Below are 25,781 nucleotides of genomic sequence, written 5' to 3'. Positions count from 1 at the left end.
GTTGGGTGAATCCTTGATGTCCGTGCTTGCTCGCGCCTTGATCGCTAGCAAGTCGGCAGTACGATTTCAGCTGCCAAACCGCCTTCATGGCGGTTACGCAGTGTCAGCGTTCCACCATGCTCAAGCACCGTTGCCCGTGCGGCGGGCAATCCTAGACCTATCCCCCCGGTGTCTTTGTTTCGAGAGCCCTCTATGCGAAAGAATGGCTTGAACACGCACTCCAGATGCTCGGTCGCGATACCGGGGCCTTCGTCCAGAACTCGAATCTCGACCTTGCCAGCACCAGCGACAAGCTCAACAGTGCATCCGCCGCCGTACTTGATCGCATTGTCCAACAAGTTGGTGACCGTCCTCCTGATTCCAATAGGGCGACCCACATAAACGAGGCGGTCAGGACCGAACAATGGGATGTCCACTCCGGAGTCTTTATAGTCGTCTACGACGGTCTGCAGCAGCGCAGCGAGGTCGAACGTCGTGGCTGGCTCTAGCCTCGCATCATCCCGGAAGAATTCCAGAGCGCTGTTTACCATTGCGCGCATCTCGTCCACGTCCCGGAACAGTCTGGCCTGCTGCTCCGTATCTCCGATAAATTCACCGCGTAGACGCATACGAGTCAGGGGTGCACGAAGGTCATGTGAGATAGCCGCGAGCATCTGCGTACGGTCATTTATGAAGTGCTGCAACTGAGCTTGCATGGCATTGAACGCCACAATGGCCTGACGGATTTCCCGCGGACCCTCCACGGCAATCGGAGGTGATCTGAAATCCGTTCCAAAACGTCTCGCGCCCTGGGCGAAACGTTCCAGCGGGCTCGCCAGATGCCGCGTGGCAATCAGAGCGACGACAATCGTCGACAACAACACCGTGACCATCACGATCAAATTTCTTGGCACCACATCCAGCCCCCAGTTACGAGTAGGAGCCGAGAACATCACCCAGGAGCTGTCACTGAGCTCGATCAACAACACGTAACCTTTAGCCACATCAGGCGCAGGCCAATCGCTCGGTACGTACGCCTCGATCTTTACGTCAGACTGCTTTAGCTGACGACGCAAGATCTGCTCACCGGCTCTGAACTCAGGGTCATCCAGCTTCGGCATTCCTGCATCGTCATGCTTCTCGAGCCATTTGACGGTGAGCATCTCATCACTGGCTGCCTTCGCAATTCCAGGCCTTTGCTCGGGTATCGCAGCGCCGACTATCCGGGTAATGGTCGCGCACCTTTCGAGCAAACCCGTTTCCAGCAACGGTGGACGAGCCCAGATGCCGGCCAACTGACTGAGGAGCCCATTGAGCGCCAATGCGGTCAACATGGCGGCCATCGTAGTCAATGCAATCCAGCGAGCCACCGTATCGCTGGAACGATGGACCGAAGCCAGCATGCGGCGCACTAGATTCATCGTTTCACCGCGACCTGTGGGGTAAATAGATAACCGCCATTGCGGACAGTACGAATCATTGGCGTTTCAATAACATCACTTTCCAGCTTGCGCCGTAGACGGCTGACTTGAACATCGATGCTTCGGTCGTAGGCTTCGTGAGCCTCGCCCCGTGTCAGGTCGAGCAACTGTTGTCGTGTCAGGACTCGCCGAGGATGCTCAGCGAATACCAGGAGCAGCTCGAATTCTCCGCCAGAGAGCGGGATCATTACGCCCTCCGGCGACCTAAGCTCGCGAAGCGCCACATCCAGCTCCCAACCGGCAAACCCCAGGATAGGCCGGGGCTTGTCGTTTCGTGCGTTATTGATGCCAGCGGTACGCCTGATAACAGCACGGACCCTGGCCAGAAGCTCCCGGGCATCGAATGGCTTGGTCAGATAGTCATCGGCACCCAGTTCCAGGCCTACGACGCGATCACTGAGTTCGCCCATTGCCGTGAGCATGATGACCGCTATCGCATAGTCGGCTCGCAATCGCTGGCAGAGCACCAGGCCATTCTCGCCGGGGAGCATCACGTCCAGGATCACAAGATCAGGCAGTTGCTTCTCCAGCGCCTGCCACAATGCACGGCCGTCTGTTGCCACATCCACGACATAGCCATGTTGCTCTAGGAATTTCTTTAACAGGGCGAGGACTTCAATGTCGTCGTCCACAAGTAATAAACGGATCATGGCTTCGTACACGGCACGCAGGAAGGAATATCTAAAACCATTGCGCGCCGCCCGTCATATATTTCAATTTGGGAATATTGTTTCCTCACAGAAGCGATAAGGAAATCTTCAGGAAAAACCGCTCAGGCAGCATCGCGAAAAATCCTCACCGAGATTGCTCGCATGCCAATCCTGAAGTCCGCATTGACACTTCGTATAACCGCTCTAAGCGTCGCCGCCGCATTGACCGTTGGCTGTGCAAGCACGCCACCTTCCCTCGCGACGTCGAGCTGCGCGGTTGAACCCGTTTCGGTCTATGACCCAGTGGAACCGCTCAATCGCGGCATATTCGCGTTCAACCGCACTGTGGATGACTACCTACTGGCTCCCGTCGCGCGCGGTTATCGTCACCTTCCGGGCGTCGTTCAAGACGGCGTTCATAACTTCGTCGCCAACTTTGGCGAGCCGAAGGTATTTATCAACGACCTATTGCAGGGCAATGCGAAGCGATCGGTGAGAACGGTGGGACGCTTCGCGCTGAACAGTACGGTTGGTTTACTCGGACTCGTCGATGTTTCCGGACGGTTGAATATCGAGCGGCACGAGTCTGACTTCGGTCAGACCTTCGGCGTATGGAATCTGGCCAGTGGTCCGATCGTTGAGCTGCCATTGCTGGGTACATCCAACCTCAGGGACGCTGCGGGGAGACTCCTGAGCTCCGTGGTTTCGCCGTTGAATTCCGACAGCGATACGATTGAGACACTCGGCACGGTTGACAAGGTCGGAGGGGTAATCGATGGCCGGGCGGAATCATTGCCCTTGACCAGCAAACTCGAGAAAGAACCCGACTACTACCTTGCATTGCGTGACGAGGTAGCGAAACGGCGTGCCAACTTCGTTATCGAAGGCAAAACCGGATCCACCGACGCTGCAACGCGAAACTGTATCGAGGAAAGCGACAGTGACTGATACAACGATGCGGCTTCATCGCCGGCTACGAGCACCTGACTCGAACTCGTTGCACTATCGCGAATTCGAACTCAACCTCACGAACGACAAACGTCACCTGATCCTCAGCCGCTACACGGAATTCTATTGCCGCGAACGACCCGGCTGGGATCTCGTGCATCATCACCAGGTGCCTGTGGCGAGTCTGATTCGCTGGATCATCAGCAACAGCGATGCGGAAAAGAATTAAAGACGCCCGAGCACGCCGTGTGCATCGGATCGCGAGAGTGGGAATAACAAGCGGAGCGGATCATTTGGCTGCATTACGGCTCGAATGGCCGCTTCGTGTGATCTGTCGTAACGCCTCTTGGGCGAGCTTCGCATTGACGCGGCGCTAGCGAGCCCCAAAAACAGGCAGGCTTCGCCTCATGCATTCACTGCAATGTTGATTCCGTTACACCGGAGCCGTGAGCTTCATCGATTCACGAGCTGCAAACCCTTCCTGAAAGCTTGCCAATTCTGGCGCTCCATGTCGCCACGCCAAGTCGGCGAAGCGAAAATCCAGGTAGCCCAATGCGCAAGCGACCGCAATTTGCGCAATGTTCAGTGACCCCTGAAGCTCCGTAGCCTGCTGTTCCAGCGTCATCAATGCGCGACGCACCTTGCCCAGCTGACCTTCGACCCACTCATCCCACTGCAGCTCAGCCGGACGCACGGCGCGCTCATATCGCACCAGGAGCGCGGCTTCCATCAGGCCGTCCGCCAACGCTGCCAGGCGTAGGGCGCGCCATCTTTCGGCCGCCTCTGCCGGGTACAGCCGAGGCCGGTCGTGCAGGCTGTCGAGGTATTCGCAAATCACGCGGCTGTCATACAGCACCTCGCCGAGATCAGTCAGTAGCACCGGAACCTTGCCAAGCGGATTGAGCGCATTGACCTGGTCATTGTGGGTAATCGGCAAAACAGCGGTATCGATCAGCTTCATCCGCTGAATCAGGTCGGTTTCAATCGCTAGCACACGGACTTTTCGAGCGAAGGGCGATGCGGCGGCATAGGTTAGTTGCATGATTAGGCCTCACTGCAAGAGTTGTTCGAGTGACGGGCAAAGCTTAGGCTTCGCCGCAGTTCAATGAAGGGGCGCACCATGGTCATAGACAAGAAGATCAACGCGGCCTCCGTGCGCATGAAATCGCTGGACCCGCTCGATCGCTGCCTGGAGTTGTTGCACTTTGGATTCCGTGGGCTGACCGTCGAGGCGGACGCGTTTCTCGGCGCCCAGGGTTTGTCCCGTGTACATCACCGTATCCTCTATATCATTGCCCGTGCCGAGAAGATCAACATAGGGGAACTGACATCCACGCTTGGCGTCAGCAAGCAAGCGATACACCGGCCGCTGACGCATCTTTTCGAGCGTGAGCTTGTGTGCTACACGCGCCAGCCGGAGCGCCATCGCTACAAACTGCTGGCGCTCACCGAACAGGGTGAGGCGTTGGAGCACCAGGCCACCGAGCTGGAGCGCGAGACACTGCGCCAAGCCTTCGCGCACACCGATGGCCCAGGCCGGGAAGCCTGGACGGCGGTGATGCTGGCCCTGGCCGAACGCCTCAACTAAGTGGCTCAGGTGATGCGCTCGCGTACCACGATGCACTTTGCCAGCGGCTGGATCAGCGCTTCTGTCGCCTCTTCGCATGAGACCACACTGGGGCTTACCAGCAACGGATCGCAGCGCCCGGTTGCCACCAGATCGAACACCTTGGGGATGTGCGGACGCACATTACATACCCCTACCGATAAGGTGACATCGCGAAGGTACATGCCAAACAGCGGAATTTTCGGATCCTCGAAAATGATGCCGATGCACGAGCAGTGCCCGCCCGGGGCCAGCGCCAGAAGCGCTCGGTGCAGCGCTTGGGGATCGCGCGTGGCCGAAACCACTACGTCGTAGCGCTCATCCAGTACCCTGTCCAACTCAACGTTCGCACCGCTTTTCCGAGCCAGGTCCAACCGATAGTCGCTGTCATCCAGATAGTCGACCTCAGCCGCCCCTGCCGCAACCGCCATTTGTACCGCCAACACGCCGAGGCTCTCGGTGCCGCCGACGACCAGCACTCGCGCATCGTCGCGCGTGGCGATGGGGCGGCTGGCTGCGACCCAAGCATCCGTCAAGTTGTCGCTGGCGCTGGCGACTGCCAGCGGGTTCAAGCCGGGCGGCAACGGCACCAGCATGGCGTCTGCGAACGGGACATGGACGACCTCCGAGAAAAGCCCTCCCCAGTTCCCTCCCGCCGGCACGCCATAAGCGGCGTGACGTGGCACCGCGGTACAGGCGGTGAATCGTCCTGCACGGCATTGCGGGCACTCACCACAGGCGATCTTCCAGGGCACCGACACCAGGTCGCCGCGCCGCACGCCTCGAACCTCCTCGCCGACCTCCAGCACTTCGGCCACGCATTCATGACCTAGCGCGAAGGGCGGTTTGAAGGGCGTCACGCCAGCGATCAAGCGGCGGTCGAGATCGCAGGACGCGGACGCGATAGGCCGCACCAGTGCGCTGCGCGGGCTACCGAGCGCTGGAGACGGGGCGTCCACCCACGCCAGCTGCCCTCCCCCAAGAACCATCAGTTCTTTCATCGCCTCAGCCTCTGATCGCGAAGGTGGTCGTGGCTTTGGCGTATAGCGTTCCAGCATCGTCAACCACCTGGGCGTCGCAGATCGCCAGGCTTCGGGTGCGATCAACGACCCAGCCATCCACGCGATAGGTCTCACCCGCGATCAGGGGGCGTAGATATTTGACGTTCAGGTCGACTGTCGAATGCGCAGTCGTGGCTTCCAGCATCGAGAACAACGCCAATGCCGCCGCGCCGTCCAGACAGGTCGCTGCGAAACCACCATGTACGCCGCCGGCTGGGTTGAGATGACGCTCGTCAGGTCGAGCCTCAAGCCTGATGCGCCCTGGCGTCACGTCCACGGCGGTCATGGCCATCGTATGACCAATGGTAGGCGCGGCAATCTCACCGCGGATCAGCGCGCGCAGGGCCTGCAAGCCCGAAGTCTCCGATTCAATCATGCAACGTCTCCATAATCGCAATGGCGTTGTGATGGGCTGGGTGCAAAACCGCCGGAGCCTCAAAGAGCCGGCGCACGCCAAAGCTGGTATCAGCCTCTTCAACGGTCACAACGAGAAGGCTCGTGAACTTGTGAAGCAGCTGCAGGCGCGATGACTAGCGCTAACCTATACGTTGTACGTGCATCAGGTCAACATTGTTGATGTGATGAGTCTTCTATTCACGCAGGCGGGTCAAGACGCCGCAATTTGGAAGCACTCGTCATGTCCCGACGGCACTGGCGGTAACCCGCACACGCTCCTGCTGATGGTCGGCCTGTCGTCCGAGTCGCCATCCCAGGCCGGCCCAAAGCAATGCGCAAACCGCTCCGATCATTGCGCCCAGACCGGCGCCCTGCCCTAGCATGTCCAGCAGACTCTTGGCCCACCCACTGACGGCGTCACCGCCGCGATAGACCACCGTATCGATAAACGTCTTGGCCTTGTATTTGCTCTCGGCATCCAACGGTGCAAACAGCATTTCCCGTCCCGGCCGGACGAATGCGTATTCGCCGATGCGTCGGACAATCATCAGGGTCGCGAGCAGAGCGAATCCGGGTGCCAGCGCGAGGCCAACGAACCCGATGCACATGAGTAGCGGCACGACCGCCAGCAGCACGCGCACCCCCAGTTTCTGCGCGATACGTCCGGTGATGAACAGCTGCGAGAGTAAAGCGCCGACCTGCACGATGACGTCGATGGTGCCGAAGACCCGGACCTGCATCTCGCGATCGGGGAATTGTTCGGCCACCAAGCGAGCCTGCTCGAAGTAGAGAAACGTGGTCACGGTCGACAATAGCACCACGAATCCAGCGATCCCCAGTAAGTACGGCGACCTGAGCACCGACGTCAGTCCGCTGAACGGATTGCCGGGCAGCGGCTGTCGGGGATGTTCCGACGGCGCGGCGCCGGGCCGGCCAGCACCGCCCACTTCACGCCACCGCATCAGCGCCTGTTTCAATACAAGCGTGACGCCGAGCAAGAGGGCCGCCACGAACATCAATCCCGCCTCGCCAATGACGCCGATGAGCAGCGCGCTCAGGGCCGGTCCGAGCAGCCCGCCGACGCTGGCGCCCGCCGCGATGAAGGCGAACAGGCGTTTGGCCTGCTCGTTGTCGAACACATCCGCCATCAGGCTCCAGGCCACGGAGACAACGAAAAGGTTGTAAACGGATATCCATACGTAGAAGACGCGGGCCAGCCAGATGCTGTCTGGCTGAAATTGAAACAGCTCGACGAATACCAACAGGTTGATGGCAAAGAAGCCGTACACCCAATTGATGAAGCGCAAACGTGGAACCTTGGAGCTGAGCCAGGCGAACAGCGGAACGGCGGCCAGCATGGCCAGGAAGGTGACGGTGAATAGCCACTGGAGATTCTCGACGCCTGCCGCGATGCCCATCGATTCGCGTATGGGACGCAGCATGAAGTAACCGGCGAAAAGGCAAAGAAACAACAGAAAGCCCGATAGCGCCGGTTGTAGCTCTTGGTCACGGGCATTGATAGCGAGGCTTAACCGGCGCAAATAAGAAGACGTGCTCATGGGAACTCCACGATTAAGACAGCAGGCGACTGCTAGGAGCGTCGGGCACGGGCGGCGCCCATGCCCGCCAAGCAATCAGGGATAGGTAACGCCCGTTAGCTGCTCGGAGACCGCCCAAAGCCGGTCGGCATCTTGCTTGTCGGTGGCGGTTGGCGGAATCTTTGCCAAGCCCAACGGCCCGCGTTTTTGATCTTCCCCGATCGGGCCGTAATAGGCGCCGCCGACAGCCTCTGGAGCAGTGGCAGCATAGAGCGTCGACAGCGCCCCCTGAGCCGCGGAGTGGTATTCGTCGCGATCCTTTGCCCAGCGCTGGCCGAATTCGCTGTTCAACCCGGGACCACGTGCGATTAGCTCGGTCACGGCGACGCCCGGGTGCGCAGCAATGGCCTGGACACCCCACCCGGCGGCCTCGCTGCGCCGCTGCAAGGTGAACATCCAGTGGAGGATGGCCAGTTTCGACTGCGCATAGGCCGCCAGCGGGTCATATGCCTGCTCGGCCTGGAGGTCGTCGAAGTTCATCTGCCCGCGAGCGGCAGCAATGCTCGAAACGCCGATTACACGAGCATCTTGACTCTCCTGCAACAGCGGCAACATCAGACCGGTTAGGGCGAAATGCCCCAGATAATTGGTCGCCAGCTGCATTTCGAAGCCGTCGGCGGAAGTGCCGCGTTCGGGCGGCGCCATGATGGCGGCGTTGTTGATCAGCACATCGAGCCGCGGCAGCCGTTGATTGAGACGCTGGGCCAGGCCTCGTACGGAAGACAGATCGGCCAGGTCCACGGCCTCGAATTGCACCTTGGCATCGGGCACGGCCGCCTGGATACGGGCGATGGTCTGTGCACCACGCTCCGGATTGCGGGCGGCGATGATGACCTCAGCGCCCGCACGCGAAAGTGCTAACGCGTCCTCATAGCCCATTCCGCTGGTGCCGCCTGTGATCAGGACGATGCGCCCCTCCTGGGATGGCATGTCACTGGCTGACCAATCGGGGGGCGGTGCGACGCGGCCAGCGGCCTCAATGCTCACTGCAGCTAGCAACGTGGCGCCAGCGGTCAGCGTGCGCACCAGCTTGATAACGCGGCTTTTACTGTCCGCCATGTCCATCACTAATGTTCTGTTCCACATGACTGAGTTCTCTATTGAAGTAGTGACTAGCGCCGCCAGACCTGTGACGGCATGTGTACACGACCCACAGGCCGCTACCGCGCGCATGGGTAAACCGGTCCGATGCGCGATACTCCGTCTCTTCGCCAGCGACAACGGCATCGCCCGGAAAGCGATCTCGCACTGGCTTTGGCCTCTACTGCAGCAGGCACGAATCGGCCTGTTTCAGAAAACTGACGGTTTCTGTTTTTCCTTCTGAAGTCAGGTACGTCATTTGCGCTCGCACGAGCTCGCACACTGGCGGCGTCGGTTCCTCGATGCGAATGACCTTGGCGATATCCAGTTGCATGCCGTATTGATAGGCGGGGACATCGGCCTGCTCTGCGGCGCTTAGCGGTGAACCGCTTAGGGTGCTGATCGCCATGAGGCTGGCGATCGACAAGTTACGGATGTTCATATGGACTCCTGGACGGCTGGTGACCCGCAGCCTTGACGGTTTTGCCGAAGACGGCTTTGCGAATGAGGAACGGCATCAATGCGGCGCTGGCGGACGCAAAGCCGGAGTTGACGCTCGATCAATGACAGGGCTGTCGGAGGTGATACGACTGCCCGGGAACGGACTGTCGGCGGCGTTGAGCTAGCGTTCGCGCAATCTCTGCAGGCTGGACACTTCGTGGACAACCGCCCCGTGACGGCACCTGCTGCGACCACTACGGTCCGGGCGCGCTTTGAAGGGGGGTTCAAGCTGGGCTGCAGGTCGAGGGCGGCCGCGTTCAGGGCATTGAGCGTGAAGTGTTCGGTGATTTCGGCGAGCGGGTTGGGATGCGCTCGCGATGGCGCCTCGATGGCTTGGGCGCGGCTATTCGGGAAGCTGGCGGTACCAATGCCGAAAGGCGTGGCGACCAAAGCAGGCGGAACCTGTATCCGATTGGCCGCCATGCTGGCTTGGCGATCCCGCCCTGAACCAGGCCAATCACGCACCGCATTTGGCATTTCCACGTTGATTCTCCTCACCCTAGGTGTGGATGCACTCTAGGGCGGGAGGGCTGACGTCAAGGTGACAGTTGGCTAACAGGAAGATATCAATCGCTGGCGTTTGACGACGTGCGCCCGGACGGCTCGGATTGATCGGTAAGGGTTAACGGATGGTTTCGCTCGTCAAGGAAAATCCGATGGTATTGACCCCGTCCTCACTGCGCGCGAAGACCTGTCCTCCATGCATGGAGGCCACCGCTCGCACGATGGACAGCCCCAAACCGTGGTGCGCGTCACTCCGCGTCCTGGCCGCGTCGGCGCGATAGAAACGTTCGAACAGGCGCTCCAGATGCGTACTGTCAATGGGCTCGCCCACGTTGGAGACGCTCACCTCGGCCTGCATGCCGTCACGGACCAATCTCACCGTGATGGTGCTTGCCGGAGCCGCATAGCGAACCGCATTCTGCAGCAGGTTTGCCAGAGACCGATGAAAAAGGCGTCGATCGATCCGTACGTGCATGTCACCTTCGATGACCACTTTCAGGTGTTTGCCGGCCAGGGCGGGCTCGAGATAATCCACTGTCTTCGCCGCCTCCTCGCAGAGCGAAACATCGCTCAGCTCGGTGGCTCGCTGCCCGCTCGCGGCACCAGCCAGGAACAGCATATCGTTGACTATGGTGCCCATCCGCTCCAGTTCCTGGAGATTCGATTGCAGCAACTCCTGGAGCTCTGTCAGATCGCGCTCGTGTGCCAATGCCACCTGAGTCTGGCCGATCAGGTTTGTCAGCGGAGTACGCAGCTCATGTGCAACATTGGCATTGAAGCCTTCGAGCTGGCACCAGGCCTCCTCTTGGCGAGCGAGAGCGCCGTTGAACGACACCGCCAGTTCTTGCAATTCGTGAGGCAGCGCCTCGGTATCCAGTCGCTGCTTCGAGACCCCCGGTGGCAGGCTGTTCGCCTGGCTGCTCAATCGCCTGACAGGCCCCAGGCCGAAGCGCGCGACCCAGTATCCGAGCAATGCAACCAGCACCACACCCAGCGCTGAAATAAGAATCAGCGTTTCGGTGAAGTTGTTCAGAATCTCCATGGCGGGGGTTGAGTCCAGGCCTACGGCAAACTGCAGTTCTGGACGGCTGCCCATGGCCGGGATGGTTTTGAGCAGTACCACCATCGGGTGATACCGGTCAGCGAGTTCCATCCTGAAAAAACCATCCGGGCGCTTCGACCAGTCCCGACCATCGGGCATCGGCCCGCCGTAGCTATAGTCCGGGTTATCGACCAAGACCCAATAGCGCACCCGTTGATCCGAGGGCGTCAGGCCATCGAGCTTCTGACGCAAGCCGACCCAGAACGCCGGCGAATCGTATTTCGCAAGCACGGGGTCGAGTACCGAATGACGCAGTATCAGCTCACTATGAACCTGCTGCTCGAGCGACTGTTTCAAAGAACAGCGCAACAGTACCGCGCTGATCAAGGTGATCAGCATCACAGCCAGACCAAACATCAGCGCCAATCTTCTGGCGATCGATCCCTTCATCTGGCGACACCGCCGTGTTTGCCATTCTCTTCGCGAATTTCCAACACATATCCCATGCCGCGGACGGTGTGCAGCAATTTGCGCGGATAAGGCGCATCGACCTTAGCACGGAGGCGCATGATCGCGACCTCGACCACGTTGGCATCACTATCGAAATTCATGTCCCATACCTGCTCGGCGATCATCAACTTGGAAAGAATCTCTCCCTGATGCCGCGCCAGAAGGCTCAGCAGACAGAACTCCTTGGCCGTCAGATCCAGGCGTGTCCCGGCACGCATGACCTTGCGCGCCTGCAAGTCCAACTCCAAATCATCAATGCATATATGGGTCAGATCGGCTGCGTCACTGCCGCGGCGACGCACCAACGCCTGGATTCGTGCGACCAGCTCAGCAAATGAAAAGGGTTTCCCCAGGTAATCATCAGCGCCCTCTCGCAGTCCTCTGACCCGGTCATCCACCGATCCCCTGGCCGACAACATGATGACCGGAGTCTTCTTCTGCAAACGCAGGCCCTGCAGCACGCCATAGCCGTCCTTGCCCGGCAACATGACGTCGAGGATGACCACGTCGTAGTCGATCTCCAGCGCGTAGTGCAGACCATCAATGCCGTTACTCGCCACGTCGACGATGTAGCCGAGCTCCGTCAAGCCACGATGAACATAAGAGGACGTCTTTTCTTCGTCCTCGACGATGAGCAGGCGCATGCGGCAACTCCTTTGGCGAAATCGCGGAACAGGCCGCAAGAGGCCCGATCCGGTCGTACGTAACACTGCAACCTACTAAGCGACGATAATGGCTCACTAGCCAAAGAGCCGTAGTTGGCGTTGTTGCGCAGCGGCCAGCTAGGGTCTATTCCATCCATCAGGTTAGGGGATGATGGATGTCGGGAAGCTGACCGCTTCATAACATCTTCGTCAGAAACACACTGATGCCGGTCCCGCGTCGCTGCGTGAAAGCGTTATCAGCATCTGGCGCCATTCGATATGGCCGGCCTTGCATAAACGGGCGCGCGAGGGCTGATTATTTCTGTACGAGCGCGATGCGATAATCCACCGATCTCTGGACGGCCCGTACGACCGACCGTACAGTTTCGGCGGGTCACAGGAGAGCCGCATGCGCCAACCCAATCTGAGTGACGTTGCCCTGTTCAGCGCTGTCGTAGAAGCCGGCGGGTTCCGATCCGCCGCGCAGAAACGAGGGATCTCCGCTTCTTCGCTAAGCGACGGCGTGCGACGTCTCGAAAGCGATGTCGGCGTACGGCTGCTCAACCGCACGACCCGCAGCGTAACGGCAACCGCCGCCGGAGCACGCCTGCTTGAACGTCTACGCCCTGCCCTGCTGGAAATTCAAGCGGCCTTCAACGACCTGGATGACGATGAGCATCGCCCGATCGGAACACTCAAGCTGAATGTTCCAGTTCCTGTTGCGCGTTACATACTGCCGGATCTGCTGACGCGCTTCCTGAAGCTCTACCCCGGCGTGAACGTCGAGGTGGTAATGGAAAATACCTTCATAGATGTCATCGCTGCGGGCTACGACGCTGGCGTGCGCTATGAGGAGAGCTTGGCGATGGACATGATCGCCGTGCCGATCGGTCCTCGGCGCCAGCGCTTTGTGGCAGCCGCTGCGCCGGCGTACCTAGCGGCACGAGGCACGCCACATCACCCCGCTGAACTGGAACATCACGACTTGCTCGGCCACCGTTTCGAGAGCGGTAAGGTCGGCGTATTCGAGTTCGAGAAGGACGGCCGCACGTTCAGAATCCCTCCGCGCGGCCAGTTGCTCACGTCCTGCCACGATCTAAAGATCCGTGGCGCCGTAGCCGGGCTCGGCATCCTCTACACCTTCGAGGAGTTCATCCGCCAAGAGCTGGCCGACGGCAGCCTGGTGCCCATCCTTGAAGACTGGTGGCAGGCCTTCGACGGCCCATTCCTGTATTACCACGGGCGCCGTCACATCCCGTCACCGCTGCGAGCGTTCGTGGATTTCATCAAGGCCGAAGCCAACGCCTAGTCGCCCGTACGGCATCTACTACCGAACCCGCTCCCATTCGATGTGAACTCTGGTTCCGTCAGGGCGACGGAAATCTTCGATCATTCGTTCACCCTCGACCCTTAGCTGCAGTTCATCGCGGGTACGCACCGCTCCTACCCAGTTCGGGAACGTTGACCCCAGGACGGTGTTGCCGCTGAACTCACCGTTCTGGTCGACGCTGTAGCGCCCGAAGAAGCCGATCCCGCCGACCATCGCCGCCCGATTCTCCTCATCCGTGCCTTCGCCACGTACCTCGGAGGCGAATTTCGGAACGCGCGGGTCGGTCAGCACCTCGACGAAGGTCAGCTCCTTTGTGAATACCAGCCAGCCATGCGGGTTAGGTCCATAGGCATTCGACCTGACGCCTTGTCGCTCGGTCGTTGCGCTGACCATCGTCCAGGTTCCGACCACATGATTGTTCGGCTCGGCGAGCGCTGCGTTACGTGCGCAAGCGGACAATGCCACTACCCCGCTCAAGACGATTGCGAGCATTATCATGTTCATAATTTGTACCTGCTGCATTCCTCGAATGTCGTACCTGAAGACAGTGCCTTCTCGGCAGGCTCTTGATGAAGAGCCTGCGTCTGGTCATTGGGTCACGAAGGGCATTTGTCGGCGAACAGCGCCTCGGCTTTGTAGGCGTTGAGCTCTTGCAAACGCTTCGTCAGCGCCGCATGGATGTTGTCGTATGCAGCGCTACCGAGCGCGAGGCGAAACGGCGGGTTGGGCTGGTCAATGGCGCGCATCATGACTTCCACCGTACGCTCAGGATCCCCCTTCACCGGGAAGGATCCTGACCGCAGTGCGGTACGCACGTTGTCAGCCGGCGTACCGGCATAGTCGGGCCGTGCCTGGGCATAATCGATGCCTGCGCCGAAATGCGTGTCGGTTGGTCCAGGTTCGGCCAGCATAAAGTCGATTCCGAATCCGGCCACCTCCTGCGCGACCGCCTCGATGAACCCTTCAATGCCCCATTTGCTTGCGTGGTACAGGCTGAACCCGGGGTAAGCCACCTGACCGCCTTCGGATGAAATCTGAACGATGCGCCCACCGCCCTGCCTGCGAAGATGAGGCAGTACCGCACGGATGAGCTGGATACTGCCCGTGAGATTGGTCGCCAACTGCCGAGCGAGCTGTTCATCGCTCAGCTCTTCGGCGGCACCGACCAGCCCATAGCCTGCATTGCTGACAATGACGTCAATGCGTCTAGCCTGCGTAAAAGCCGCATCGACTGCCTGCCGAATATTGGCCGTATCGGTGAGTTCCAGCGCAAGGGGATGCAATTGCTCCGGGTAACGTGCCTTTAGATCGTCCAAGGCGCTGAGGTTGCGTGCTGTCGCGATCACGTGGGTCCCTCGCGTCAGCGCACGCTCCGCAAGTACGCGTCCGAGGCCAGAAGATGTGCCAGTGATAAACCAGGTCTTGGTCATGAAGCTCTCCTCACAATGATTGAGAGCTTCATGCTAGTCCTGCATCATTGCTGCCAGAATCCCCACCAAACAGAACGTGCTGGTGAGAGAAATTCACCAATGAAAAGACCTTCCTGGAACGACCTGGACGCCCTCGCCGAGATTGTGGCGCGTCGCAGCTTTCGCGAAGCGGCGGACTCGCTTGGCGTGACCCGCTCCTCCCTCAGCCATACGATCCGCGCGATGGAGCGGGATCTCGGGGTGCGCCTACTGCATCGGACAACACGGAGCGTATCGCCTACCGCTGAAGGTGAACGGCTGATCGCCGGGATGCGGCCGCTGATCAACGCCATGGATGCAGTTCTGTCCGACCTCGCGCCCTCTCCAGCGCAATTGCGCGGCGTGCTCCGCATAAACGGCAACGAAGGGGGGATACGAACGTTGTTGTCCAGCGTGGTGCCGAAATTCATCGAGCAGTATCCTCGCGTAGAACTGGATCTGGTCACTGACGGCGCGCTGGTGGACATCGTCGAGCGGGGGTTCGACGCTGGCGTCCGCTTAATGGAGGCAGTGCCACGTGACATGATCGCCGTGCCTCTGGGGCCTCCCGTGCGGTTCATTGCAGTCGCCTCGCCGGCCTACCTGAGCAGCCAGCGTCCGATCAATGAACCGGAGGCCCTTCGGGAACAATGTTGCATTCGCCAACGGCTACCGAGCGGCAAGCGCTACCGCTGGGAATTCGCTCGTGAAGGCAGAACGGTTTCAGTCGATGTGCCGGGGCAACTTACCTTGGATAACAACACGCTGATGGTGGAAGCGGCCATCGATGGGTTGGGCATCGCCTATGTTCCGCAGCCTTATGCGGACGCTGCCATAGCCGAGGGCCGGCTGGTAGCCGTCCTGCTGGACTGGTGTCCTCCCGAGCCAGGACTCGCCCTTTACTATTCGGGGCACCGGCAAATACCGACGACGCTGCGCGCTTTCATCGATGTACTGAAGGCAGTACAAGCGAGCTAATTCGATGCGGAGACGATAGGGTCTTGAACGCTCCGCCGCCAAAGCGCCCTCGGACCTGTTACGGCGAGCGAGTGGCGACTGGGCACCGGAACTTCCCACTAATAGGCAAGCTCGGCAGGCTCCACCGCCATGCCTTGCGCGCGAAACCCGTCCAGCACACCGTCAGGCACATCGGACTCGGTGATCAATTGATGAATGCCTTTCGCTGGGGCTACCGAAAAGGCTTCGACGGCGCCCAGCTTATCGGCCGTAACCGCCGCGACGACATAACCGGAGCGTTGGATCATCGCCCGTTTGGTTGCGACTTCGGCGAAGCTGGACACAGTAATGCCGGCTTGCGCATGCAGCGCGCAGATACCCAGGAAACAGAGGTCGGCCTGAATCCCCTGAAGCATTTCAACCGCTTGATGACCGGTAACGGCCATAGCGTCCGGGGTCAGCTCTCCTCCGATCATCAGCACTCGCACCCCCTCATAGCGGCCAAGGGCAATCGCGACCTCGGGCGAATTGGTGACCGCGGTAATCTTGATGTCGATTGGCAAGGTGCGGGCAATATTCAGCGTCGTGGTGCCCGAGTCGAATATGACCACTTGCCCTTCTTGTACATGCCGCACCGCTTGGCGCGCCAGGTCTCGCTTGATATCGCTGGGTTGTTGGGCGCGCGTGAGGTAATCCTTGCCCGAGTCGCTTGAGCGCGGCAGGCCTCCACCATGAACACGTTGCAAAAGGCCGGCGCGGCCCAATTCGTTGAGGTCACGGCGAATCGTATCTTCTGACACCTTGAAGTGCTGGCTGAGATCGGAAGCCATCACCTTGCCCTCGCGCTCAAGCATGAGCAGGATCTTCTGGCGACGAAGCATTGGCAGTTTGCCGTCTTGTTCTGGAGCGTGCATGTTTTTGCCCGGTTATTGACGTAAGCGCATCCTAGGGCGTCAGAGGTTGCGGCTCAAGACGCACGCACAAATCACCTTACAGGGAGGCACTTGTATCAGACGCAGCTCGGATGGTTGCCCAGGAGCGGTGAATAAGGCCGGTATTTGGCCGAACGCGGCCCACCCATACAGGCCGCGGCGGCGACCATGCCCAGCGCGTTGTTATGGCCGGCTCGCGCTGCCAGGTGCTCAGCGCCAGACTGAGCAACAGCACCGGCAGCACGCCGAAACATCACCCTTGTTCGCGGCTTGTCAGGAATCGACGCAGGGTTTGGGCTACCGGACCGACAGGCTCGTCCAGACGATGCGCTAGATAGGCCTCATGGTTCACCTCGCCGTTTCGGCCGAGATTCGCGATACCAAGACGGACCAGTCGCCCCGCGTTCAGGTCCTCCTGCACCAGCCATGCCGGCAGCCTGCCCCAGCCGAGGCCTGTTTGGATGAGTACCAGCTTCGCTTCCTGGGTGTTCACCCGACAGGTATGTGGCGAAAGCACGCCAAAGGTTCGCCCTTCGGACAGCGGGCTGGGATCCGTCAGCACGATCTGGAGATGATCAGCGAGTTCCGGCAATCCTAGCGGAGTTTGTTCGGTTAACCGGGCCAGCGGATGGTCCGCCTGCACAACGGCAATCTGCTGAACCGCGCCGATCGCTTCGAGCTGGATTCTTGGGTTTCGAAAATCTTCGCCGACGATGATCGCTAGCGTGCAGCGCTTGTCTTCCAGGGCAGCCAGGGGGCCACCCAGAGGCTGAGATTCCAAGCGAAAGGTAGTCGACGGGTACTCGGCTCGTACCCTGCGCATTGCCTGCGCCACCGCGGCGATCGGGTAAAGCGTATCCACGACAATCGCCAGTTCCAGCTCGACCCCTCCAGCGAGCGCGCGAGCACGGGCACGCATGGCATCCGCTCTGAGCAGCAAGTCCCGCGCGTTGGCCAGCAGTGCCTGCCCCTGCGGGGTCAGCGCCGGACGATAGCCGGTGCGGTCGAACAGTTGCACGCCCAACTCGGACTCGAGGTTGGCAATGGCATGGCTGACCGCCGATTGCACCCGCAGCAGTCGAGTCGCGCCAGACCGGAAGCTGCCGCTATCGACCACCGTGACGAAGGTTCTGATCTGATCAAGGGTCATTCCATCCAACATGATCTTATCCATCGATCGGGTTGTTCGGTTTTTTATCACTCTTGCGGAGCGTTTTAAATGGATAGGCTTGCCTCATTCCAACCTGAACGAGGCGACGATCATGGCGAAAGTACTGGTTCTCTACTATTCCTCCTACGGCCACATCGAAACCCTTGCGCAATCAGTCGCCGAGGGCGCGCGCCAGGCTGGCGCGCAGGCGGTGGTGAAACGCGTACCCGAGCTCGTCCCTGGGGCTGTGGCCGAAAAAGCGGGATACAAGCTCGATCAACCAGCCGATGTGGCTAGCGTGGCGGAACTGCCCGAATACGACGCGATCGTTATCGGGACGCCGACGCGTTTCGGCAACATGGCTTCTCAGATGAAAAATTTTCTCGACCAGTGCGGCAGCTTGTGGTTCGAGGACCGGCTGGTCGGCAAGGTCGGTAGCGTGTTCACCTCGACCGGCAGCCAGCACGGCGGCCAGGAGAGCACGCTACTGGCGACGCACACTGTTCTGCTCCATCTGGGCATGATCATCGTGGGTCTGCCCTATAGCTTCAAAGGCCAATTGCGAATGGACGCGATCACCGGCGGCACCCCGTACGGCGCTTCGACGCTGGCTGACGATGGTAACGGCGGCGATCGGCAGCCGAGCGACAACGAGTTGCAAGGGGCCCGTTTCCAGGGCTGGCATGTCGCTCGAGTCGCCGAGGCGCTGGCCGCATCGCCTGTCGGAATACCCCAATGAATGCCACCGCGGCGAGTACGCGGCCCTCCTCGCTCGTCTGGTTAGTGTTGGGCTGTGGCGTGGTGGCGGCCTTGTATGTGGGCAAAGCCGCCATCGCGACGCCCGCGCTTCAGGCTGACTTGAATCTCAGCCTTGCCGAGGTCGGCTGGCTTACCGGGATATTCGCAGTGCTCGGGCTCATTGGCGGTGCGCCGGCGGGTGCACTGGTGGCGGCTGTTGGTGACCGACGCACACTGCTTATCGGTCTGGGAACGATGACGTTCGCAGGCGCAGCGGGTGCCATGGCCGGCTCGTATCCGATTCTGCTGGGCTCGAGGCTGGTGGAAGGGTTCGGTTTTCTGCTGACCATCGTCGCCGGTCCGGCGCTGCTGCAGCGCGTCACGACCGGCGCGCAGCGTGACATGGCGTTTTCACTATGGAGCTGTTTCATGCCATGCGGGATCGCCCTCGCGATGCTAGCCGGGCCGCTGTTCCAGACCTGGCAATCATTCTGGTGGTCGAGTTCGGGTCTCGCCGCTGCGGCGGCAGTAATGGTGGCGCTCTGTGCGCCGCGAGGCGGCTCGCCAGGCGACTTTGCACCGGGGCGCATGATCGAAGGCATCCGCCGGCTGCTTTGCGCCAAAGGCATCCTGTCACTGGCGATCGGTTTCGCGCTGTACAGCCTGATGTTTTTCGCCCTGTTCAGCTTTCTTCCGGTCCTGTTGATGGAGCGTATGGAGGTGTCCTATCGAAACGCCGGTCTGTTGGCCGCGCTGGCGAGCGCCATCAACGTCAGTGGCAACCTCGCCGCCGGTTTTTTGATGGCGCGCGGAGCCGATCGCGCATCGCTCATAGCCGTTGCAGGCGGCATCATGGGGGCGTCGGGGATCTGCATTTTTCTGGGGTTCCTTCCGGCCCTGCCGACGCTGCTGTTGTGCCTGCTCTTTTCCGCAGTTGGAGGGCTGATTCCTGCCACCTTGTTGGCCTGCGCACCGCTGCTTGCAGCTCAGGCCGCGCTGGTACCGATTGCGGTCGGTCTGATCATGCAGGGAAGCAATCTCGGGCAACTGATTGGTCCGGTTGCGGTGGGCAGCGCAACGGCAGCGTTCGGCTGGAGCGCAGCCGGTGCGGTGGTGCTGATTGCAGCAATCGCGATCAATCTAGTCGCGCTGCGTCTACGTCCCGTCTTCGCCGCGGCGAAACGCGACGCTGTTACGGCGCGCTGAACCGGTGGCAACGATGACCGATCCGCGGTCGCCCGGTGTTATTTCATTCCCAGGCGCTCGCGCATGTCCGCCGTAATCCGTTGTCCCGTCTCGTCGATACCGATCCAGGGGTCGTCATCGCCCTGCTCTTCCAGCCGCGGAATAAGGTTGCGAATGGTCCAGAGATTGGCGCCCTTGAGTTCGGCCAGCTCGTCGCGATGAATCGGCACCGACACACCCAGGCCTTCCCGGGCGCGTACCGAGTAAGCTGCGACCGTGCTGGCGCCCTTGCTGTTGCGCAGGTAGTCGATGAAGATCCGCCCCACGCGATTCTTCGGCCCGCTGACCGCCGAGAAATGCTGCGGCAACAACTTGGCCATGTACTGTGCGATGGCTTGGCTGAACGCCTTGACCTCGCCCCAGCCGTGGACCGGTTCGAGCGGCACCAGAATATGCAATCCTTTGCCGCCGCTGGTCTTGAGGAAGGATTGCAGACCGATCTCATCGAGTAGCGTCTGGGTCAGCTGCGTGGCTTCGATCATGCGCTTCCACGGCAGCGCCGGATCGGGGTCGAGATCGAGGACGAAGCGATCGGGATGATCGAGCACCGGCGCCACCGCGTTCCAGGTGTGCAGCTCGATGGTGCCCATCTGCGCGGCGCTGACCAGCGCCTCGGGCGTGTCGATGGTCATCAGCGCGGCGTGGTCGGGAAACAGCGCAGTATCCAGCTGAGTGATGTGCGGGATGCTCAGCTTCTCGGTGTGTTTCTGGAAGAACAGTTCGCCATCGATGCCTTCCGGTGCCCGCACCAGTGCCAGCGGTCGGTGGCGCAGATGCGGTAGCGCCCAGGGCGCCACCTCGGCATAGAAGCGCGCCAGTTCCATCTTGGTCGCGCCGATGGATTTGTCGATGACGCGCTCTGGATTAGAGATCTTGATCGTACCGGCGGTATTCTTTGCCGTGCCGCCCCTGGGCTTGTGCGATGTCGCAGCCTTCTCCGCCTTCGCCGGGCGCTCCTGGGTAATGGCTTCAGCGGGCTTGTCGGAACGCAACCCGTGAAATACCGAATGGCGAATCACACCCTGGCGGGTCATTTCCGCGTAGGCGACTTCACACATCAGCTCTGGCTTCAGCCAGTGCGCGCCCCGCACATCCGCAGGAGGTGGTGCCTTGGCCAGTGGGCTCTTGTCGATTTCCAGCGGTTTGAGTTTGGCGTGCAGGCTCTTCAGCGTGACCTGATTGAAGCCAGTGCCCACCTTGCCCGCATAGTGCAGTTCGCCTTCGTCGTTATGCAGCCCGAGCAGCAAGGCCCCGAAGCCGCTGCGCGCGCCTTTGGGATCGGTGAAGCCGACGATGATGAACTCCTGACGGTTCTTGCATTTGACCTTCACCCAGCTGTTGCTGCGCTTGGAGACGTACGTACTGCCGGCGCGTTTGCCGATCAGCCCCTCCAGCTTCATTTGGCAGGCGCTCTCCAGCACACTCTCCGGCTCCTCGGTGAAATCGCCGGAAAATCGCAGCAGTTCGTTGTCATTCTTCTCAAGCACCTGTTCCAGCGCCGCCCGGCGCTGCTCCAGCGGGACTTCGCGAAGATCCATGCCATTCAGGTACGGTAGGTCGAACAGGTAGTAGACGATGGTGCCGCTGCGCCCGACCTCGAAGGCGTTCTGCAGCGCCTGGAAATCTGGCGTTCCGTCCTCGTTGGGCACCACCACTTCGCCGTCCAGCCAGGCCGATTCCAATCCGAGCGCCGCCAGCGCTTCGGCTTGCTGTGGCATCTTGGACGTCCAGTCGTGACCGTTGCGGGTAAATAGCTGCACCCTGCCGGATTCGATCCGAGCCATGATCCGATAACCGTCGAACTTGATCTCGTAACGCCAATCGCCATCGGGCACCGAATCGACCAACGTGGCCAGCTGCGGTTTGATGCTGTCGGGCAAGGACGCGGGTCTGGCGCCAGACAAGCTGGCTTTTCTGGATTTGCTCTTGCGTGCGGCGGGCGTTTTGATCGGCTTGGCATCGGTTTCGAGTTTCGCCTTGCCGCGTTTGCGCGGAATCAGCGTGCGATCGCTGAGCACGCTGTCGGGCTGTTCCCTGACGATGTCGTACTCCTGCTCGGGCCGTGCCGCCTCATCGTTCGACTTGATCAGAAACCACTGTTCCTTGCCGCCGTCCATGCGGGTGCGCACCAAGTTCCAGCTGCCGCTGAGTTTTTCCCCTTCCAGGGTGAATTTCAGCTTGCCCTTGCGGTAACCCTCCTGTGGGTCGCCCTGCGGAATCCAGACACCGCGATCCCACACGATTACATCACCGGCACCGTAGTGGCCTGCCGGAATGGTGCCTTCGAAGGTGGCGTAATCGAGCGGATGATCTTCGACATGAACGGCCAGTCGGCGCGATTTAGGATCAAGCGACGGGCCTTTGGGTACCGCCCAACTTTTCAGCGTGCCGTCGAGTTCGAGCCGGAAGTCGTAATGCAATCGGGTCGCGTCGTGCTTCTGGATGCAGTACTGCAGTGCGTGGCGGGCGCCGCTCCGCCCCTTCGCCTTCGACTCACCATCGGGTTCGGGTGTCGCGGCAAAGTCTCGCTTTCGATTGTATTCGTCGAGGGCCATGGCGCAGCTCCGTGATTTGCGCAAGCGAGCGGCTATTCAAGCGAGCCCGGATCTGACGCAGGATCGGTCGGCCCGCCGTGGCTGGAATGGCGGCCGGGGCTCACCGAAGAGTCCTTCACGTCTGGATCCGATTCGCCTTCGGTTTTGGGCGGTGTACTGACGACGTCCCCATCCTCAGTCACCGTGCGGCCCTTGCTGTCCTTGTGCGTCTCAAGCGTCTCCTGCGGAGTCGGGTTGCCCATAGGGCTGGGCCGGGCGCCCTTCTCCTCTTCGGGCGTGCCGGCGGGCCATTGAGCGAACGCGGGTAATGAAGCCATGGCGCTCGCCAACAACAATATTTTTATCAAGTTCATGAAAGGTTCCTCTGTGTGAAATGCTCGCGCTCGAATCGGCGCGGCCCATGAAGCCGCCTTTTTCGCCGGAGCGCGTAGCGACGTCGGTCTACAAGCCCAACGGCGGGGCTTACTTCACGAACCGGTCTTCTGCCGAGCGGTGGCAAAAGGGTATTTACAACGGTGTAGGGCCTGCTAGCGTTGAGAAAAGTCGGCGCACAGCTGCGAAGGCTGACTGCGAGCAATCTCGCGAAATATGAACGTGGACATGTAATGGGAGGAAGGGTCATGGCTTCACGTCTACCTCTGTTGACGATCGAAAACGTCCTTCGCAACTACCTTCATCCCTTCCGCTGCGACTGCCATGCGCAGCAGGACAGCCGAGTCACCGTTCGGCTCTACGAGGAGCATCTGGACGGTGAGGAGCTGACCGTATTCGGCATCACAGACGATCAGTGCCGCGACGCGGCCAATCTGGTGCGTCTCGCCCAAGAACTGCGCTTTGAACTTTACGCGACGCGGGGCGGGCTAATGACCTCGTCACTTCCCGCGAAAGTCGCCGAGCGGTAGTTACCGCTCGGCAAACATCCTTGCTATCAGCGTTTGGCCTCGGTGTTCGGCGCTTGTGCGCGGGTCAGATAGGCCTGAGTGAGTTCCGCCAGGTGGCTGCGCATCCATTCGGCCATGGCGACCTCCTCGGCCAGGATGCGGGTGCAGATTTCCGCAGTCTGGGTGTCACCGACCGCCTTGGCAGCTGCGATCAGAATTTCGTAAGAAGCAATTTCGAGGTTCTCGAAAACGTAGCCCATCTGGGCCCCTTTGACGATTTCGTCGTTGACCATCATGCCGCCCATGGCCTGCCCCATCGCCATCATCTTGCCGCCCAGATCCTTTAAGCCCGAGTAGGATTTGTCGTACCGCTGAAGACAGGATTCGATCAACTTGGCCTGATTCTGAGTCTCGGTGATGTGCTGCTCGATACGCGCCTTCAATTCGGGGTAGTGCTCGATGCGGCTCGCCTGCTTGGTGAGCATTGATTCGGCCTGGGCCTCCATCGCGTGAGCGTCACGCAACCACTCGATCAAACGTTCGACGCGGACATCGTTCCCGGTTTGTGCACTTTGCATGGCTGTCTCCCACTGGTTCGGATAGCGATGAGGTTTTGCACCTCTTATCTAGTGTGAAAAGAGCCTTTCAAGGGAGTTCCAAGCTTCCGACTGGCTGCACGTTAACCATGAACTTTGCAAGGGCGACATCAGTCATTTGATGCACCCACGAAGCGGAGCTGGCTTTATCGAAATTCTCAACATCCCCCTGCGATGGGAAGCCTACATAACCGAGCCCGCGCTGCGCACGCTGCTGGCAGCGGCCTCCGTTGTGGTACTGCTGAGCGTGTTCAGTCGTGTACTCACCGCCGTGATGCTGCGATTGGGCCGCAGTTTTCTGTTTACCAAAGCCGTCTCCGAGCAGCTGGAAAAACCCGTTCGGGTGCTACTGCCGCTGCTTGGCCTGCAGGCCGTGCTTGCGGCGGGCAGCGATGAGCCTGCATTGATGGACGCCGCCAGACGCATCACCACTTTGTTGATCATCGCCTGCTTCACCTGGCTGGCCTTGCGCCTGCTGCGCGGTGTCGAGCATGCCGTGCGCTTGAAAAACCCTGTGGATGTGATCGACAACCTCCGCGCCCGGCAGATTCAGACACAATCGAGGGTGCTGCTGCGCACCCTGGGCTTCTTCATTCTGTTGGTCGGTGCCGCTGGCATGCTGATGACCTTTCCCGCCGCACGCCAGTTCGGTGCCAGTTTGCTGGCCTCCGCCGGACTGGCCGGGCTGGCCGTCGGTTTCGCCGCGCGTCCGGTGCTCGCGAACTTGATCGCCGGCATCCAGATCGCGGTCACCCAGCCGATTCGGCTGGACGACGTGGTGATCGTCGAGAACGAATGGGGCCGTATCGAGGAAATCACCGGCACCTACGTTGTCGTGCGGATCTGGGACGATCGCCGGCTGGTGGTACCGCTGCAGTACTTCATCGAAAAGCCATTCCAGAACTGGACGCGCCGCAACTCCAGCATCATCGGCTCGGTATTTTTCTGGGTCGATTACTCGCTGCCACTCGAGCCGTTGCGCGAAGAACTGCGGCGACTCTGTCAGGAGGTTCCTGAGCTTTGGGATGGGCGCGTCATCGTATTGCAGGTGACCGATACCAGTGAGAAATCCATCCAGCTGCGGGTGCTGGTCAGCTCATCGGACTCATCCCGTAACTGGGATCTGCGCTGCCACCTGCGTGAGAGCCTCATTGGCTTCGTCCAGCGCAAATACCCTCAGTGCCTGCCGCAGTTGCGTGCCGATCTGAGCGTCGGGCAGAAGCCGAGCGTCGATCATTCGGTGCCGGAACGCGTGGAACCGGAGCGTCAACCTCCGGTTTGATGGTGCTGTGTCGTAGCTGAGTCGTGCTGCTATACGGGGCGTCGCGCAGCGGACTGTCGCCTCTCGGTGCGTAACGGATGGCTGCGTCGGCTCATTCGTGCTCGCGCAACTTGCGCAGCAGTTGCTCGTACTTGCTCGGTAACTGCTCTAGCCCGTAATGCGCAGCCTGCTTGCGGATCTCCACCCGATCACCTTCGAACTGAACCGTCTCGCTGATGCTGACTTGGCGTTCGCCTTGCATCAGCGCAAAGGCGTAGCACTGGGTGCCGCCGGGATCCTCCTCACCATCGTCGGCGACTCCGGTGTTGGCGATGGCAATGTCGGCGACGCTGGCATTCAGTGCGCCGACCGCCATCTCGGTGGCGACTTCTTCGCTGGTCAGGCCAAAGGTCTCGATGGTTTCAAAACTGACATGAAGCAGCCGGTTCTTCGCTTTCGGCGAGTACACGACGAAACCGCTATCGAGCACCTGACCGCAGCCGGGAATGTCGCCTAACAACGAGGCCATCAGGCCACACGTACAGGATTCGGCAGTGGTCAATTTAATGTGTTTGTCGCTTAAAAATTGCACGATTTCAGCAAGGTCTCGCATGGTCTTGCCTCCGACTGGCAACGGTAATACACCCAAGTTCGGTCAATTTTCGGAACCGAGGTGCCTTCGCAAAGT

The 25,781-nt window shown here is 60.4% G+C and carries 27 protein-coding genes; 9 read left to right on the top strand and 18 right to left on the bottom strand.

The features are described from left to right. Positions 1-44: 44 nt before the first annotated feature. Both ACL0K2_RS02005 and ACL0K2_RS02000 read right to left on the bottom strand, forming a co-directional pair. Complete coding sequence (locus ACL0K2_RS02005) at positions 45-1,400, bottom strand: ATP-binding protein (protein ID WP_045162248.1); 1,356 nt, start codon at positions 1,398-1,400, stop codon at positions 45-47. Beyond that, positions 1,397-2,110: a response regulator gene (locus tag ACL0K2_RS02000; RefSeq protein WP_045162249.1), complete on the bottom strand. Its 714-nt coding sequence runs from the start codon at positions 2,108-2,110 to the stop codon at positions 1,397-1,399. Before ACL0K2_RS02000 ends, ACL0K2_RS02005 begins: the two co-directional genes overlap by 4 nt. Positions 2,111-2,272: 162 nt before the next feature. Here ACL0K2_RS02000 and ACL0K2_RS01995 point away from each other — a divergent pair, with 162 nt between their 5' ends. Both ACL0K2_RS01995 and ACL0K2_RS01990 read left to right on the top strand, forming a co-directional pair. Further along, entirely contained in the window at positions 2,273-3,058 is a 786-nt protein-coding gene (locus ACL0K2_RS01995; protein WP_045162250.1) for a VacJ family lipoprotein, read from the top strand. Beyond that, complete coding sequence (locus ACL0K2_RS01990) at positions 3,051-3,287, top strand: hypothetical protein (protein ID WP_230623622.1); 237 nt, start codon at positions 3,051-3,053, stop codon at positions 3,285-3,287. The genes ACL0K2_RS01995 and ACL0K2_RS01990 overlap by 8 nt, the downstream gene beginning before the upstream one ends. Before the next feature lie 204 nt (positions 3,288-3,491). Here the strand turns inward: ACL0K2_RS01990 and ACL0K2_RS01985 are convergent, their stop codons facing one another. Continuing rightward, on the bottom strand, positions 3,492-4,100 hold the full coding sequence (locus ACL0K2_RS01985) for a glutathione S-transferase N-terminal domain-containing protein (RefSeq protein WP_045162251.1): 609 nt from the start codon (positions 4,098-4,100) through the stop codon (positions 3,492-3,494). Positions 4,101-4,178: 78 nt separating this feature from the next. On the opposite strand from ACL0K2_RS01985, the gene ACL0K2_RS01980 reads away from it, so the two are divergent. Then, positions 4,179-4,646 (top strand): MarR family winged helix-turn-helix transcriptional regulator, encoded by a 468-nt coding sequence (locus tag ACL0K2_RS01980; protein WP_413043657.1) that lies wholly within the window; start codon positions 4,179-4,181, stop codon positions 4,644-4,646. 5 nt (positions 4,647-4,651) lie between these two features. On the opposite strand, the gene ACL0K2_RS01975 is transcribed toward ACL0K2_RS01980, so the two are convergent. The 7 genes from ACL0K2_RS01975 to ACL0K2_RS01945 all read right to left on the bottom strand — a co-directional run bounded on the left by ACL0K2_RS01975 (position 4,652) and on the right by ACL0K2_RS01945 (position 12,000). After that, positions 4,652-5,665, bottom strand: coding sequence for a zinc-dependent alcohol dehydrogenase (locus tag ACL0K2_RS01975; protein ID WP_045162253.1), 1,014 nt, complete (start codon positions 5,663-5,665; stop codon positions 4,652-4,654). Positions 5,666-5,669: 4 nt separating this feature from the next. After that, entirely contained in the window at positions 5,670-6,101 is a 432-nt protein-coding gene (locus ACL0K2_RS01970; RefSeq protein WP_045162254.1) for a PaaI family thioesterase, read from the bottom strand. 259 nt (positions 6,102-6,360) lie between these two features. Then, positions 6,361-7,680, bottom strand: coding sequence for an NTP/NDP exchange transporter (locus ACL0K2_RS01965; protein WP_413043656.1), 1,320 nt, complete (start codon positions 7,678-7,680; stop codon positions 6,361-6,363). A gap of 75 nt (positions 7,681-7,755) precedes the next feature. Beyond that, complete coding sequence (locus ACL0K2_RS01960; protein WP_045162256.1) at positions 7,756-8,805, bottom strand: oxidoreductase; 1,050 nt, start codon at positions 8,803-8,805, stop codon at positions 7,756-7,758. 175 nt (positions 8,806-8,980) lie between these two features. Then, positions 8,981-9,241, bottom strand: a complete 261-nt coding sequence (locus tag ACL0K2_RS01955; RefSeq protein WP_045162257.1) for a DUF2790 domain-containing protein — start codon at positions 9,239-9,241, stop codon at positions 8,981-8,983. Positions 9,242-9,922: 681 nt separating this feature from the next. Further along, positions 9,923-11,296: a heavy metal sensor histidine kinase gene (locus tag ACL0K2_RS01950; RefSeq protein ID WP_045162258.1), complete on the bottom strand. Its 1,374-nt coding sequence runs from the start codon at positions 11,294-11,296 to the stop codon at positions 9,923-9,925. Then, on the bottom strand, positions 11,293-12,000 hold the full coding sequence (locus ACL0K2_RS01945; RefSeq protein WP_413043655.1) for a heavy metal response regulator transcription factor: 708 nt from the start codon (positions 11,998-12,000) through the stop codon (positions 11,293-11,295). Before ACL0K2_RS01945 ends, ACL0K2_RS01950 begins: the two co-directional genes overlap by 4 nt. A 409-nt stretch (positions 12,001-12,409) precedes the next feature. Between ACL0K2_RS01945 and ACL0K2_RS01940 the strand changes: the two genes are divergently transcribed. Next, a complete protein-coding gene (locus ACL0K2_RS01940) occupies positions 12,410-13,309 on the top strand; it encodes a LysR family transcriptional regulator (RefSeq protein ID WP_045162260.1) in 900 nt (299 codons plus the stop codon). An 18-nt stretch (positions 13,310-13,327) separates the two neighbouring features. Here the strand turns inward: ACL0K2_RS01940 and ACL0K2_RS01935 are convergent, their stop codons facing one another. Both ACL0K2_RS01935 and ACL0K2_RS01930 read right to left on the bottom strand, forming a co-directional pair. Continuing rightward, positions 13,328-13,822 (bottom strand): lipocalin-like domain-containing protein, encoded by a 495-nt coding sequence (locus ACL0K2_RS01935; protein WP_413043654.1) that lies wholly within the window; start codon positions 13,820-13,822, stop codon positions 13,328-13,330. A gap of 104 nt (positions 13,823-13,926) precedes the next feature. Continuing rightward, positions 13,927-14,760 (bottom strand): SDR family oxidoreductase, encoded by an 834-nt coding sequence (locus ACL0K2_RS01930; RefSeq protein ID WP_413043653.1) that lies wholly within the window; start codon positions 14,758-14,760, stop codon positions 13,927-13,929. Between the two features lie 99 nt (positions 14,761-14,859). Here ACL0K2_RS01930 and ACL0K2_RS01925 point away from each other — a divergent pair, with 99 nt between their 5' ends. Beyond that, positions 14,860-15,756 (top strand): LysR family transcriptional regulator, encoded by an 897-nt coding sequence (locus tag ACL0K2_RS01925; RefSeq protein WP_239609005.1) that lies wholly within the window; start codon positions 14,860-14,862, stop codon positions 15,754-15,756. A gap of 98 nt (positions 15,757-15,854) precedes the next feature. Here ACL0K2_RS01925 and ACL0K2_RS01920 read toward each other — a convergent pair whose 3' ends face one another. Next, complete coding sequence (locus tag ACL0K2_RS01920; RefSeq protein WP_413043652.1) at positions 15,855-16,649, bottom strand: DeoR/GlpR family DNA-binding transcription regulator; 795 nt, start codon at positions 16,647-16,649, stop codon at positions 15,855-15,857. A gap of 271 nt (positions 16,650-16,920) precedes the next feature. Beyond that, the gene (locus tag ACL0K2_RS01915; protein ID WP_045162264.1) at positions 16,921-17,829 is read right to left on the bottom strand and encodes a LysR family transcriptional regulator; all 909 of its coding nucleotides are present in this window, start codon (positions 17,827-17,829) and stop codon (positions 16,921-16,923) included. 100 nt (positions 17,830-17,929) lie between these two features. On the opposite strand from ACL0K2_RS01915, the gene wrbA reads away from it, so the two are divergent. Then, on the top strand, positions 17,930-18,556 hold the full coding sequence (wrbA, locus tag ACL0K2_RS01910; RefSeq protein WP_045162331.1) for an NAD(P)H:quinone oxidoreductase: 627 nt from the start codon (positions 17,930-17,932) through the stop codon (positions 18,554-18,556). Next, on the top strand, positions 18,553-19,761 hold the full coding sequence (locus ACL0K2_RS01905) for an MFS transporter (protein WP_239609003.1): 1,209 nt from the start codon (positions 18,553-18,555) through the stop codon (positions 19,759-19,761). The genes wrbA and ACL0K2_RS01905 overlap by 4 nt, the downstream gene beginning before the upstream one ends. A gap of 38 nt (positions 19,762-19,799) precedes the next feature. Here ACL0K2_RS01905 and ligD read toward each other — a convergent pair whose 3' ends face one another. Continuing rightward, entirely contained in the window at positions 19,800-22,355 is a 2,556-nt protein-coding gene (gene ligD, locus ACL0K2_RS01900; protein WP_413043651.1) for a DNA ligase D, read from the bottom strand. Between the two features lie 32 nt (positions 22,356-22,387). Further along, positions 22,388-22,708, bottom strand: a complete 321-nt coding sequence (locus ACL0K2_RS01895; RefSeq protein ID WP_045162267.1) for a hypothetical protein — start codon at positions 22,706-22,708, stop codon at positions 22,388-22,390. Positions 22,709-22,975: 267 nt separating this feature from the next. Here ACL0K2_RS01895 and ACL0K2_RS01890 point away from each other — a divergent pair, with 267 nt between their 5' ends. After that, positions 22,976-23,257 (top strand): DUF1652 domain-containing protein, encoded by a 282-nt coding sequence (locus ACL0K2_RS01890; protein WP_413043650.1) that lies wholly within the window; start codon positions 22,976-22,978, stop codon positions 23,255-23,257. 26 nt (positions 23,258-23,283) lie between these two features. Here the strand turns inward: ACL0K2_RS01890 and ACL0K2_RS01885 are convergent, their stop codons facing one another. Next, positions 23,284-23,814 (bottom strand): ferritin-like domain-containing protein, encoded by a 531-nt coding sequence (locus tag ACL0K2_RS01885; RefSeq protein ID WP_045162269.1) that lies wholly within the window; start codon positions 23,812-23,814, stop codon positions 23,284-23,286. Between the two features lie 187 nt (positions 23,815-24,001). On the opposite strand from ACL0K2_RS01885, the gene ACL0K2_RS01880 reads away from it, so the two are divergent. Next, positions 24,002-25,114, top strand: a complete 1,113-nt coding sequence (locus ACL0K2_RS01880; protein WP_239609069.1) for a mechanosensitive ion channel family protein — start codon at positions 24,002-24,004, stop codon at positions 25,112-25,114. Between the two features lie 91 nt (positions 25,115-25,205). Here the strand turns inward: ACL0K2_RS01880 and ACL0K2_RS01875 are convergent, their stop codons facing one another. Continuing rightward, entirely contained in the window at positions 25,206-25,706 is a 501-nt protein-coding gene (locus tag ACL0K2_RS01875) for a CinA family protein (RefSeq protein WP_045162271.1), read from the bottom strand. Positions 25,707-25,781: the final 75 nt, after the last annotated feature.

Origin of the sequence: Pseudomonas sp. YJ42 (genome assembly GCF_047225135.1) — a bacterium.
GTDB classification, from domain to species: Bacteria; Pseudomonadota; Gammaproteobacteria; order Pseudomonadales; family Pseudomonadaceae; genus Stutzerimonas; species Stutzerimonas stutzeri_E.
The sequence above is the reverse complement of the archived record's forward strand: the minus strand, read 5'-3'. Positions and strand labels throughout refer to the sequence as shown.